Below are 12,975 nucleotides of genomic sequence, written 5' to 3'. Positions count from 1 at the left end.
ATCAAAAGGAACTAGCTCAGCACTGAAACGTCTGTTTGAATTACGGCATGATGCCGGCCAACAAAAAGGCCGATGGCGCAGCTGATAACAACACAAGAATGGAGTGCGCGATGAGCCAAACCGACCAACTTTTTTCCTATTGGTGGAATACATCAGGCCCTTGGGTAGAAGAACCCAACGTTCGCAGGAGTGGCACAAGCGGAGTGCAGCGAGTTATGCATAACGGCGCGACTGTTTATGTTAAGCGCCAGACGGGTCATTTGTTTCGCAGCCTGAGATATCCACTGGGGCGCCCCACCACCTTGCGCGAAGGCCGCGCGCTCACGAAGTTACTCCATCTTGGGGTCAACGCCCCTCAACCGGTTTACTACGGTGCGCAAAAAATCAAAGGGGTCTGGCACGGCATCTTGGTCACCAAGGACTTGAACGGTTTCCAGGATTTGGAATCCTGGTACAACGAAGGCGCAAAAAACCAATACACGCCCAAGCAACTGGACAATGTGCTCGAAATACTCGCTTCGTTAATGGCACGAATGCATCTCGGCCGCTGGCAACATGGCTGCATGCGCTCAAAACACATTTTTATCAAAGTTCGCAATTCGTCGAGCGATCCCGAGTTCGAGCTTGCGCTGCTCGATCTCGAGAAATCCCATGGGCGAATTAGCTCATTGCGGGCAGCTCGGCACGACATTTTGCAACTCAGGCGCCATTCCTATTGGAGCGAACCGGAGTGGCAACACTTTCTTCGTCATTATGAAAAGCACCTGGGTCGACCAGTGATCACTCAGGGCCGTTCTTGAGATCCCAACGAAGGCGGCAGGCGCTCACATCACATGAATGTCTGCATCGATCTGCCAGGTGAACCGGTGAATGCAGGGTGTGTGCCCGGCTCCGCCCAACTCATTGATGGCTCTACTCTACTGACTCAGCTACCATCCAGTTTTTCGAAAGCACAGGCCACGCCGGACCGAGATCGGAACGGCCGAGAGCGATTCGGCGCACATTGACGACCCGCGCGGCGCCGGGCGGTGAGGCTGGAAGCCATCTTTATATACGACAAAGCCCTGATTATTCAGGGCTTTGTCGTTTCCGCGATCAGGCCTCGATTTTCAGTACTGATGGCTACTCCGGTTTGACTGTTGCAGCCGGCGGCCTGGCGTCAGGACCGATTTTGAACCAGATCGAGTACATCGCGGGCAGGAACACCAGCGTCATGACGGTGCCGACGAGCGTACCGCCAATCAGGGTATAGGCCAGCGTCCCCCAAAATACCGAGTGCGTCAGGGGAATGAACGCCAGGATTGCCGCCAGGGCCGTCAACAGTACCGGTCGCGCACGTTGCACCGTGGCTTCGACGACAGCGTGAAACGGATCCAGCCCTTCTTGCGCGTTGTGATGAATCTGGCCGATCAGAATCAGCGTATTGCGCATCAGGATCCCCGACAGTGCAATCAACCCGACCAGCGCATTGATGCCAAACGGCTGATTGAAGATGAGCAGTGTCGGCACCACGCCTATCAAGCCTAACGGCGAGGTCAGGAACACCATGATCATCGCCGAGATCGAACGGACCTGCACAATGATGATGACCAGGGTCATGGCGATCATGATCGGCAACAACGGCAGGATCGCCTTGCCGGCCTTGCCGGATTCTTCGATCGCGCCCGCCTGCTCGATCCGGTAACCGGAAGGCAGCTTCTCGATGATCGGCTGCAGTTGCTTCAGCAGCGCATTGGAAACATCCGGTGGCTGCAAGTCCTCGGCAATGTCGCCGCGCACGGTGATGGTCGGGGTGCGATCACGCCGGCGCAGGATCGGATCCTCCATGCGCACATCGACCTCGCCGATCTGCGACAACGGGATTCGCTGTCCCGACGCACCGACCAAGGTGAAGCCTTCGATTTGCTGCGGATCGAGCCGGATATCGCCCGCTGCCCGCCCCATCACCTGTACCGAACGGATATCTTCACGCACCGCCGTAATCGGTACTCCGCTGAGCAGGAACTGCAATTGCTGTGCAACCGCAGTCGATGTCAGCCCCACTGCCTGTAGACGGTCCTGATCCAGGTTGAAATGCAACGACGGCGTCAGCGGCCCCCAATCAGTGTTCACGGTTCTCATCATCGGGCTGTCCTGCATCACGCTCCGCACCTGCTCGGCGATTACGCGCAACTTCGCCGGATCAGGCCCCATCACCCGGTAAGCCACTGGAAATGGCGAATAAGGACCAAACACAATCTGCGATGCCCTGAGGCGCGCCTCAGGGGCAAGCCCTTGAGCCACCGCGTCACGAAAACGCAACTTGAGGGTTTCTCGTGCCTCCTGACTGTCGGTCAGCACCACGATCTTGGCGAACGACGGATCGGGCAGTTCGGGCGCCATCGCCAGGAAGAAACGCGGTGCACCCTGGCCGATATAGGCCGTGACGATTTTTGCCTCCTCCTGCTGGCGCAACCAGGCTTCGACCTTGGCGGCCGTGGCGCTGGTCTGCTCGATGGAAGTGCCGTAGGGCATTTGCACTTCGATCATGACTTCAGGACGGTCAGAGGTCGGGAAGAACTGTTTCTTCACCAGGCCCATGCCCGCAGCGGCCACGAAGAACAGCGCAATGACCATGCCTGCGACCCACCATTTGCGTGCAATGACCCGGGTCAGAACCCGGCGAAAACGGTTGTATCGCGGCGTGTTGTAGATCGCCGCGTGTCCACCCTCCACAGCCTTGATGTCCGGCAAGAGTTTCACGCCCAGATAAGGGGTGAACGCCACTGCGACGACCCACGAGGCGATGAGAGCGATGCCCACGATCCAGAACATGTTGCTGGTGTATTCGCCGGCCGTGGACTGAGCGAAACCGTTCGGCAAAAAACCGATCGCCGTCACCAGGGTTCCGGACAGCATCGGCGCCGCCGTGTGGCTCCAGGCATAGGCAGACGCCTTGATGCGATCGTAGCCCTCCTCCATTTTCACCACCATCATCTCAATGGCAATGATCGCATCGTCGACCAGCAAACCAAGCGCCAGGATCAATGACCCGAGGGTAATACGGTCGAAATTCTTGCCGGTGGCCGCCATCACCACAAACACGATCGCCAGGGTCAAAGGTACGGCAGCGGCGACCACCACGCCGACACGCCAGCCCATGCTCAGAAAGCAGACGAGCATGACCACCAGCAGCGCGACGAAGAACTTGACCATGAACTCGCCGACAGCGGAGTCGATATTCACTGCCTGGTCGGTGACTTTCGAGAGGGTCATACCCAAGGGCATTTCCTCATTGATCCTGACGATCTCGGCATCCAGCGCCTTGCCCAGATCAAGACCGTTCCAGCCCTCGCGCATCACCACGCCGAGCAACAGCGCCTCTTCACCGTTATTGCGCACCATAAAGGTGGCCGGGTCTTCATAACCGCGTTCGACCGTCGCCACATCAGACAGCTTGAGTGTCCGCCCTTGCAGGACCACAGGGGTGTCGCGGATTTTCTGCAGTTTGTCGAACGCACCATCGAGACGCAGAAAAACCTGTGGCCCGCTGGTGTCGATTGATCCGGCCGGGGTCAGTGCGTTCTGGCTGTTCAGCGCGGCGAAGATGTCCTGCGGCGACAAGCCCAGGGTCGCCAACCGCTCATGGGAGAAAGAAACAAATATCCGTTCGGCTTGTTCGCCGATGATATTGACCTTCTTTACCCCCGGCACATGCAACAGGCGCTGGCGCATGGACTCCGCATCGCGTACCAGCAGACGCTGTGGCTCGCCCTTGGCTTTCAGGGCGAACAGCGCAAAGGTCACGTCCGAATATTCGTCGTTGACCATCGGCCCGATGACGCCCGCCGGCAACTTGATGGCTTCATCGTCAAGTTTTTTACGCGCCTGATAGAACTCTTCCTGCACTTGCGAAGGCGGCGTGCTATCGAGCAACGAGACCATCGTGAAAGCGAGCCCTGGCCGCGTATAGGTTTCCGAGCGGTCGTACCATTTGAGTTCTTGCAGGCGTTTTTCCAGTGGCTCCGCGACCTGATCCTGCATCTCCTGTGCGGTCGCCCCCGGCCATGCCGTGATGACGGTCAACTGCTTGACCGTAAATGGAGGGTCTTCGGCACGCCCCAACTGGAAGAACGCCAGGGTGCCGGCAACGGCAATCAGGAAAATCAGAAAGACCGTGATCGCCCGCTCGCGAACGGCGATGGCGGAAAGGTTGAATCGTCCTTCGCTCATGGACGACTCCCGGCAACGGTGGCCGCTTCAGGCACAGGCATTCTTACGGGTTCACCTTCGTGCAATAGATGAGCGCCCAGCGCCACAATCTGTTCGCCGACCCGGAGATCGCCAGCCACGCGCGCCAGATCATCGCTCAAACCCAGCACCTTAACCGGACGCCAGGTCACGGTTGGCGGTGTCCCGGCGATGACCCACACGCCAGGACCTTTACCGGCGTCGTAGAGTGCGGCTATGGGCACTTGCAACGACGCGGCAGGTGTCGAGCCCTCGGCGATTCTAAGGGTGACTGTCGAACCTATCGGCGCATTGGCCAGCGCGCCTTCCAGTACATAGCGGGCCTCGAACGTACGCGTCGTGCGGTCCGCCGAATCCGAAAGCAACCTCAGTTTCGCGGTCACAGCACCCGAGGCATCACCATAGAGCGTGGCTTGCGCGGTGGATCCTGCTGCGGGACGCAACGTCTCGGGCAAGTGCACGATGGCCTCGCGCTGCCCTGCCCGCGCCAGTCGAACCACCGGTTGTCCAGGGCTGACGACTTGTCCGGGTTCGGCGAGTATTTCCACCACAACGCCGTCGGCATCGGCGACCAGCACCGCATAACCGGAAGCGTTGCGGGCTACGTCCGCTTGCGCTTCAGCAGCGCTTAGTTGCGCCTTGGCGGTATCTGCGGCGGCTCTGATCTGATCGTAGGCCGATGCGGAAATGGCGCCCGCGCTGACCAGAGTGCGATAGCGGGCTTCGTCATCGGCTGTCTGCCTGGCCCGGGCCCGGGCGGCGGTGACCGACTCCTGTTGCGCGCGCGCCTGCAACCCCAAGTCGATGGGATCAAGCCGCATCAGCGGCTGACCGCGTTTGACGGTCTGCCCCGTGTCCACCAGACGTTCGAGCAGCTTGCCCGATACGCGAAAGCCCAGGTCGCTCTGAATGCGCGCCGTCACCACCCCCGTAAAAGATCGGGAACCGTCGGCCGCTGACTGAACGGCGGTGGCCCGGACCAAAGGCGCTTGAGTACGCGGATCGACTACGGAGGAAGAATCACCGCACGCCACCAGAGCGAGTGGCAACAGACATGCGGCAATGGGGAAAGATCGGAGCCGGCGCATAGGTTCCCTTACTGAAATAGGATGATCATCATATTCTCATACTTGTGACCATTACAGTCAATAGTCACTTCATGTAGGCCCTGCCGAGCTTTACCAATCAGAAAACCCTCTACCCACCTCTGAAAACTGCCAAACTTCACGAGCGTCGCTAATTGACAGATTGTGACCAAAACATATTATGGTCACAAACAGCCCGCCAAGGAACTCACATGCCCCCCCTCCGCCCGATTGCTCTTTTGGTTACCGCCGGCTTGATGTCAGGTTGCGCGGTAGGCCCGGATTACCATCGTCCGGACGCCCCGATTTCGGACCATTACGTCGGCCAGTCCGCTGTCGAACCGCGGTCCGAATCGACGCCGGATAATCTTGTCGCCTGGTGGAAAAACTTTAATGATCCACTGCTGACCGACTTCATCAACCAGGCGCTGCAGCAGAATCTGGACCTGGCGCAGGCGTCAGCGCGCGTCACCCAGGCCAGGGCCGGCCTGGGCGCCGCCAATGCAGCACTGCTGCCCTCGGCGAGCATCAGCGCACAGGCTGCACGCGCTTATCAGTCCGTCGAGACACCACTGGGCCAAGTCTTGAATTCAACACCCGGCTACGACCGTTACGGCAATGCCTACGAGGCCAATCTCGAGGCGGGCTGGGAAGTCGATGTCTTCGGCGGACTGCGCCGCGGACGCGAGGCGGCACTGGCCGAGTACCAGTCCTCGGCAGCGGGTTTCACCGCTACAAGGTTGGCGATCGCTGCGCAAACGGCCGATATCTACATCAACCTGCGCGGATTACAGGCACGGCTGGAGATTGCCAACCGGCAAGTCGAAACCCGGCTCGCGTTGCTGGAAAAGGTCCGGCTACTTTACGGCAAGGGTCTGGCCGCGGAGTATCAGGTGCGCCAGGCCGAGGGTGAGTTGTCGCAAGTCCAGGCGACCGTTCCGGTACTGCAAAGCGGTCTGGAGGCGGCCATGAATGCGATGGACGTGCTGCTCGGCACGCCTCCCGGCACTCACCGCACGCAACTGGCACGTGAGGGCGAGATTCCCGATGTGCCGTCGCTGAATAGGCTGGGCACTCCGGCAGATCTGCTGCGGCGCAGACCGGACCTGATCGTCGCCGAACGCCGCCTTGCGGCCTCCAACGCGCGTATCGGTGAAGCGATTGCCGAGTACTACCCGAAATTTTCCCTCAGCGCCTTGCTCGGCAGCGCGACTGCCGTCTCCGGCGGCAATCTTTTCACCAGCGGAGCGAGCCAGTCGAGCGCTGTCCTGGGTCTGCGCTGGCGGCTTTTCGACTTCGGACGCATCAACGCCCGGATCGATCAGGCCAAAGGCCAGGAATCTGAAGCATTGGCCGCCTATCGCCAGTCAGTACTGCGCGCCACCGAAGATGTCGAGAACGCGCTGTCCTCACTGGTGAATCGGCAAACTCAGACCACCACCCTTACCGGCGGCGAAGCGGCGCTGACTCAAGCTCGCCAGTCCTCGTTCACCGCCTATGAAAAAGGCACCGCCAGCCTGATCGATGTCCTGCACGCCGACGAAACATTGCTGCAGGCCTCCGACGCCAGAGCGCAGGCGCGGACGGAAACGGCCCGCGCGGCGGTGGCGGTATTCAAGTCGCTCGGTGGAGGATGGCAACCCGTTGAGCCGGGTTCTGTAGCGGCGCGCTGAGCGGCAACCTCAGATCGCTTCAAGAGTCGGGAGACACGTGTACTCCCGACCCGCATTTGGCTTGATGGCGCTCAACTAGAAGCGATAACTGACCGACGTACCGAACCCGCTGGCACTGTTCTTGTACCTGGCACGGTAGGCCCCCCTCGATGCCGAGGTGTCGTTGACCTCGACGCTTTCCTCCCAAAGATAGGAATACGCGAGATCGATCGTGACATTGTCCACGGGTGTCCAGCCGGCGCCGAAGCTGACAACCTTACGGTCGCCCGTCGGAATGCGCGGCCCCCGATTGGTGTTGTTGGCGGGTGACTGATCGACCGAAAACCCGCCACGCAGCACCCATTGGTTATTCAATCGATAGGCCGCACCGATCGCGTGAGCCCAGGTGTCATGCCAGTTCTGCTCTTCGCTGATCGTCCCCAATTGCCCGCTCAATAACGGCGGCAAGCCGCTGTTCTCAATGGTCAGTTCCTTGAAGCGGCTCCAGCGTGTCCAGGTGCTGCCCACATAGAGCGTCCAGTCGTCGTTGAATTGATGTGTCAGCGAAAAGTCCACCGACTCCGGCGTGTCCACATCCAGCGATGCGTCATAGCTACGGCCGCTGACGCCCAGCACGCTGAAGATGCCATCGGTGACCTTGGTTTTGGCGTCCAGGTGGTAACTGACTTTGGAGTGATACGTCAGGCCCAGGCGGGTCTGATCGGTCGCCTGCACCAGCACGCCAGCATTGAAGCCCAGTGCGGTGTCATCGCCGGTGCTTTTGAGTTTGCCGTCGTTGCGCCCGGGGCTGAGTGGGTTGGGTACCATGCCCGATATCTCTCCGCCGATACGATTGATGGTCGGCCCGAATCCGATCGACACCTTTTCGTTAAAGGCGTAGCTGATGGTCGGCTGGAAGGTCAGCGTGGTGACTTCACTTTTGTTGGCGTAATAGCGTCCCGCAAAACCACTGCCGTAGTCGGTGATCAGCCCAAAAGGCACATAAAACCCGACGCCGAATGCCCAACGCTCATCGATCGGTTTCACGTAATACCCCATCGGTACTGTGGTGGCGGGCACCATGTCGCCGTCTTCCTTCCCCCCAAACGTACTGCGTGTCTGGCTGATGTCCGATTTGGCGAACAGCGTCGCCGCCCCCACGCTCACCTGCTCTCGTTCAAGCCGCGCCATGCCTGCCGGGTTGCCGTAGATCGTACTGGCGTCTTCGGCGGATGAAGATCGCCCGGCAAACCCGGACCCCATCCCGCTGATGCTTTGTTCGTTGAGGGCAAAACCACCGGCCAACACATTGGAGGACACCAGCGCGACCGCCAGGCCGACGGGATTCTTGAGCATTATTTTTTTCATTATCTGGACTCTATGGGATCACTGGAAAACAACATCGAGAACAACAGCGAAGCCATACTATCCAAGTGACCATTTCAGTCAATGGTCACATAAAGTAAAAAACAACGTCGTACCGGCACGCATGTGCCGGTAACAGGAAACCTGGTTGGGGGATGTCGCGCTCTGGCTCAGCTCACCTGAACTGGTGATCCGGATTGGTCAGGGCATCAGGCTACGCAGAATGAGGTTGGAGGTCAGCGTGGGCGCAACCTCGATAAAATCCAGATTGTGCTGCAGCAGCAACGGGTTCACGAAGGGGCGCAAGGCCAGATGAATCGCCTCGACGGTCTCGTCCAGCGGGGTCTTGCGCTCGAACTCTCCGAGCTCCCGCCCTTCACGCACGATGTCGAAGATAAAGCGCTTGATCTGGTCTTCATACATCTGCGCACTGGGCCAGCGCTCCCCGGCGGAAAATGCAGCGATGTCGTAGAGCTTGCGATCATTGAAGAACAGGTCCACACCCGTTGCTATCACGGTTTTCACCAGTCTGCGGAAACGCTCGGTCGGCGAAATCCCCTCTGCGTTAACAGCCTGCTCTACCGCGGCAACGATTTGGCCCAGACAATTCGAGCAGATCGCTTCGCCGATCGCCTGTTTGGAATCAAAGAACTTATAGATGTACGCCTTGGAAAAACCGATGGCCCTGGCCAGATCGGAAACCGTGGTTTTGCCATAGCCGTATTGGCTGAAGTGTTCATTGGCTGCCGCGACGATCTGATCACGAATCTCGTGATCAACTGGGCCACGTGGGCCGGGCGAAGATAGGGATGGCTGATTCATGGGCGTAGCTTACTCACCCTGTCGAGGACTTACAAATCGTGACCAACAGAGTACATGGTCACGAAAAGCCGGCTGATCGGCTGATAACAGGCTGACGTTCAAGTCATCGCGAAGGGCGGATCGGCCCTTCTACGGTGTTTCCACTTGATCGACCGGCAGCACCGGTAATGAAGCAAACATTTCAGCGCGGCAAACCTCAAGAATTTCGTCCGCCAATGCCGAATCATCCGGGCAAGCGCGTGACAGGACGATCGCGCCGACCGCCCGCGACAGCAGGTCGATCATTTTCTTTCTCCCCTCGCCCTCTGCGGCATCCGGCCCTGTCGGATATTTTTCCCCCAGAGTTTGCAGGGTGCGTTCAATGCCTTCGGCAAACGTGGCTTTCACATCGTCCGACTGACGCGCCGCGTCGCCACACAATGCGGCCATCGTGCAACCGCTGCCGCGTCCGTCGCGATGTTCTCTGTTCACGTAGACGTCGATGAAACCGGGAACATCGAGCGCCTGGGCGCCGGTCAACGATTTGCCGAGACTGCAGGCCGAGGCTTCGGCCATCAGGTCAGCCTTCGAGCCGAAGTGCTTGTAGAAGCCTCCATGGGTGAAACCGGCAGCCGCCATGAGATCCGCCACACCGACGCCGTCAAAGCCACGCTCACGGAACAGCTCTGAGGCCGTCTCAACGATGTGTTCTCGATTGGCCTGTGCCTGGGCCTTGGTCACTCTCACGTGCAATACCTCGTGTTAAGCGGGATTTTCTGCGCTCGATGATACATAGATGTTGGCCATAATCAAAACAGTTGACAGCTTAGATTTCGATCATCATCCTAATTTCACATCCCCACCGATCTTCATCCACGGGCACGGAAGATTCATCAGATGACCAAACAGACTCTTTTCTCCCCTTACACGCTAGGCAGTCTCACGCTGTCGAACCGCGTCGTTCTTGCACCGCTGACACGCAACCGCGCAGGCCAGGGCTTTGTCCCCAGCGAATACGCGGCCGCCTATTACAGCCAACGCGCCAGCGCCGGTTTGCTGATCAGCGAAGCGACGCAGATTTCCCAACAGGGTCAGGGTTATCAGGACACCCCCGGGATCTACACACAGGCGCAGATAGACGGTTGGCGCACAGTCACCGATGCCGTCCACGCCAAAGGCGGAAAAATCTTCCTGCAGCTGTGGCATGTCGGCCGCGTTTCACACGTTGACCTGCAAGAAAACGGCGCCGCACCGGTGGCCCCTTCTGCGCTGCGTGCCGCGACCAAAGTGTTCGTCAACAACCGCTTTGAAGACGTCTCCGAACCCCGCGCCCTGGAAACCAGCGAACTGCCGGGGATCGTCTCCGATTTCCGCCAGGCTGCGGCCAACGCAGTCGCTGCCGGTTTCGATGGCGTGGAAATTCACGGTGCAAACGGCTATTTGCTGGATCAATTCCTCAAGGACAACGCCAATCTGCGCACCGACGCTTACGGCGGCTCGATTGAAAATCGTGCGCGTCTGCTGCTCGAAGTGACGGCGGCTGTCATCAACGAGATCGGCGCGGATCGCACCGGTGTGCGCCTGTCTCCCGTGTCGCCGGCCAATGGCGTCTCCAGCAGCGATCCGCAGGCGCAATTCAATTACATCGTCGAGCAACTCGACGCCCTCGGTGTGGTTTACCTGCACGTGGTCGAAGGCGCGACCGGCGGCCCGCGCGACGTGGCCCCTTTCGATTTCGGCGCCCTGCGCCAGCGCTTCAAAAACACCTATATCGCCAACAACGGCTATGACCTGGACCTGGCGACTGCGCGACTGGCCGAAGACCAGGCCGACCTGATCGCCTTCGGTCGCCCGTTCATTGCCAACCCGGATCTGGTGGAGCGCCTCAAACAGGGTGCGCCGTTGTCCGCGTTCAATCCCGCCACCCTCTACGGCGGCGGCGCGGCGGGCTACATCGACTACCCGACGCTGGCTGAATCGAGCGTCAGCGCAAGCTGAGCGCGTTCTGTTTCTCACCTCCTGAAAAAGAGATACCCCATGAGCACTCGCCCTACTGTTCTCATCACTGGCGCCTCTACCGGCATTGGCGCCGTCTACGCCGACCGCTTCGCCCAACGCGGCCACGATCTGGTTCTGGTCGCCCGCGACAAGGCCCGCCTGGACACACTGGCAGCGCGCCTGCGCAGCGAGCACGACGTCGCCGTCGATGTCATCCCGGCAGACCTGACCCAACTCGCCGATCTGACCACCGTTGAAAGCCGCCTGCGCGACGACGCCCGCATCGGCATTCTCGTCAATAACGCCGGCGCCGCGCTGTCCGGCCACTTCGTCGACCAAAGCACCGACAGCGTCGCGCAACTGGTTGCCCTCAACACCACGGCGCTGGTGCGGCTCGCCAGCGCCATCGCCCCACGCCTGGCCAAGGCCGGCGACGGTGCGATCATCAACATCGGTTCGGTGGTGGGCCTGGCGCCGGAGTTCGGCATGAGCGTCTACGGTGCGACCAAGGCCTTCGTGCTGTTCCTGTCCCAGGGCCTGAGCCTGGAACTCTCGCCTCAGGGCGTCTACGTGCAGGCCGTGTTGCCCGCCGCCACCCGCACGGAAATCTGGGATCGCTCCGGCGTCGACATCAACACCCTGAGCGAAATCATGGAAGTGGGTGATCTGGTGGATGCCGCACTGGTCGGTTTTGATCGTCGCGAACCTGTGACCATCCCGCCGCTGCACGAAGCCGAGCGCTGGGATGACCTGCAGGGCGCACGCCAGGGCCTGCTGGGACAAATCCGCCAGTCTGCGGTTGCCCAACGCTACCAGACGCCACAGTGATTTTTTGCTAGCGAGCATTCGCGCCGGGTTCGATGCAGGCACATGGCATTGCATCGCATCCTGCCGGCTTGCCGGAGTGACAATGAGTTCAATGCAGACAAATTCCCGCTCGGGTTCGCCGACGTCATTCATCGACGCGGCGAACCAGTCGATCACGGTCAACGGCATTCCCTTCGCCTACCGCGACACCGGGCCCGCAACCGGCGTGCCCCTCGTGCTGTTCAATCATTGGGGCGCGGTGCTGGACAACTTCGACCCCGCGATCATCGATGGCCTGGCGCAAACCAGACGCGTCATCACCACCGACTATCGCGGCATCGGCAACTCGGGTGGTACCGCGCCACTGACGGTGGGCGAAATGGCCGACGATGCCATCCAGCTGATCAATGCGCTGGGGCTGAAAACCGTGGATGTGCTCGGTTTTTCCCTCGGAGGTTTCGTCGCTCAGGACATTGCCCTCAAGGCGCCTGACTTGGTACGCCGGTTGATTCTGACCGGTACTGGACCGGCGGGCGGCACCGGCATCGACAAGGTCGGCACAGTGTCATGGCCATTGATCCTCAAAGGCTTGCTGACCCTGCGCGATCCCAAGTTCTACCTTTTCTTCACCTCGTCGGCCAATGGACGACGATCTGCCTCGCAGTATTTGAGACGCCTCAAGGCACGCAAGAACAATCGCGACAAGGGCCCGACGCCACGCGCCTTCCTGCGGCAATTGAAAGCCATCACGGCGTGGGGCAGACAACCGCGGCAAGCGCTCGGACGCTTGCGCACACCGACACTGGTCGTCAACGGCGACAACGACATCATGGTGCCCAGCGTTAACTCGTTTGAACTGGCCAGGCTTATCCCCGACGCACAGTTGGTGATTTATGAGGATGCCGGGCACGGCGGGATTTTCCAGCATCACGCCGACTTTGTGGCCAAGGCGCAGGCGTTTCTCGATGCTTGATCACGTCACGCAGCAACACCGCAACCCACCGACTACCCTCCGTACAACCAGCAAGAGCCGCACC

The 12,975-nt window shown here is 60.0% G+C and carries 10 protein-coding genes; 5 read left to right on the top strand and 5 right to left on the bottom strand.

Annotated elements, in window-relative coordinates:
• The first annotated feature begins 110 nt into the window (after nucleotides 1-110).
• Nucleotides 111-800: a lipopolysaccharide kinase InaA family protein gene (locus QRN46_RS14490; protein WP_011333908.1), complete on the top strand. Its 690-nt coding sequence runs from the start codon at nucleotides 111-113 to the stop codon at nucleotides 798-800.
• Between the two features lie 322 nt (nucleotides 801-1,122).
• Here the strand turns inward: QRN46_RS14490 and QRN46_RS14485 are convergent, their stop codons facing one another.
• Nucleotides 1,123-4,212, bottom strand: coding sequence for an efflux RND transporter permease subunit (locus QRN46_RS14485; RefSeq protein ID WP_011333907.1), 3,090 nt, complete (start codon nucleotides 4,210-4,212; stop codon nucleotides 1,123-1,125).
• Nucleotides 4,209-5,318 carry an efflux RND transporter periplasmic adaptor subunit gene (locus QRN46_RS14480; RefSeq protein ID WP_011333906.1) on the bottom strand — a complete coding sequence of 370 codons (1,110 nt, stop codon included), beginning with the start codon at nucleotides 5,316-5,318 and terminating at the stop codon, nucleotides 4,209-4,211. The genes QRN46_RS14485 and QRN46_RS14480 overlap by 4 nt, the downstream gene beginning before the upstream one ends.
• A gap of 209 nt (nucleotides 5,319-5,527) precedes the next feature.
• On the opposite strand from QRN46_RS14480, the gene QRN46_RS14475 reads away from it, so the two are divergent.
• On the top strand, nucleotides 5,528-6,988 hold the full coding sequence (locus QRN46_RS14475; RefSeq protein WP_285355396.1) for an efflux transporter outer membrane subunit: 1,461 nt from the start codon (nucleotides 5,528-5,530) through the stop codon (nucleotides 6,986-6,988).
• Between the two features lie 75 nt (nucleotides 6,989-7,063).
• Here QRN46_RS14475 and QRN46_RS14470 read toward each other — a convergent pair whose 3' ends face one another.
• The 3 genes from QRN46_RS14470 to QRN46_RS14460 form a co-directional block, all read right to left on the bottom strand.
• Nucleotides 7,064-8,335, bottom strand: coding sequence for an OmpP1/FadL family transporter (locus QRN46_RS14470; protein ID WP_285355394.1), 1,272 nt, complete (start codon nucleotides 8,333-8,335; stop codon nucleotides 7,064-7,066).
• 198 nt (nucleotides 8,336-8,533) lie between these two features.
• Nucleotides 8,534-9,154, bottom strand: a complete 621-nt coding sequence (locus tag QRN46_RS14465) for a TetR/AcrR family transcriptional regulator (protein WP_285355392.1) — start codon at nucleotides 9,152-9,154, stop codon at nucleotides 8,534-8,536.
• A 129-nt stretch (nucleotides 9,155-9,283) separates the two neighbouring features.
• Nucleotides 9,284-9,880 carry a TetR/AcrR family transcriptional regulator gene (locus QRN46_RS14460; protein ID WP_285355390.1) on the bottom strand — a complete coding sequence of 199 codons (597 nt, stop codon included), beginning with the start codon at nucleotides 9,878-9,880 and terminating at the stop codon, nucleotides 9,284-9,286.
• A 150-nt stretch (nucleotides 9,881-10,030) separates the two neighbouring features.
• Between QRN46_RS14460 and QRN46_RS14455 the strand changes: the two genes are divergently transcribed.
• The 3 genes from QRN46_RS14455 to QRN46_RS14445 all read left to right on the top strand — a co-directional run bounded on the left by QRN46_RS14455 (nucleotide 10,031) and on the right by QRN46_RS14445 (nucleotide 12,911).
• Complete coding sequence (locus QRN46_RS14455; RefSeq protein ID WP_285355388.1) at nucleotides 10,031-11,131, top strand: alkene reductase; 1,101 nt, start codon at nucleotides 10,031-10,033, stop codon at nucleotides 11,129-11,131.
• A gap of 39 nt (nucleotides 11,132-11,170) precedes the next feature.
• Nucleotides 11,171-11,959 carry an SDR family NAD(P)-dependent oxidoreductase gene (locus tag QRN46_RS14450; protein WP_285355386.1) on the top strand — a complete coding sequence of 263 codons (789 nt, stop codon included), beginning with the start codon at nucleotides 11,171-11,173 and terminating at the stop codon, nucleotides 11,957-11,959.
• A gap of 82 nt (nucleotides 11,960-12,041) precedes the next feature.
• A complete protein-coding gene (locus QRN46_RS14445; protein ID WP_285355384.1) occupies nucleotides 12,042-12,911 on the top strand; it encodes an alpha/beta fold hydrolase in 870 nt (289 codons plus the stop codon).
• Nucleotides 12,912-12,975 lie beyond the last annotated feature (64 nt).

This window comes from Pseudomonas sp. lyk4-R2A-10 (assembly GCF_030209075.1).
Taxonomy (GTDB): Bacteria; Pseudomonadota; Gammaproteobacteria; order Pseudomonadales; family Pseudomonadaceae; genus Aquipseudomonas; species Aquipseudomonas glycinae.
Note: the sequence above shows the minus strand (reverse complement) of the source record. Positions and strands in the feature narration are given on the sequence as shown.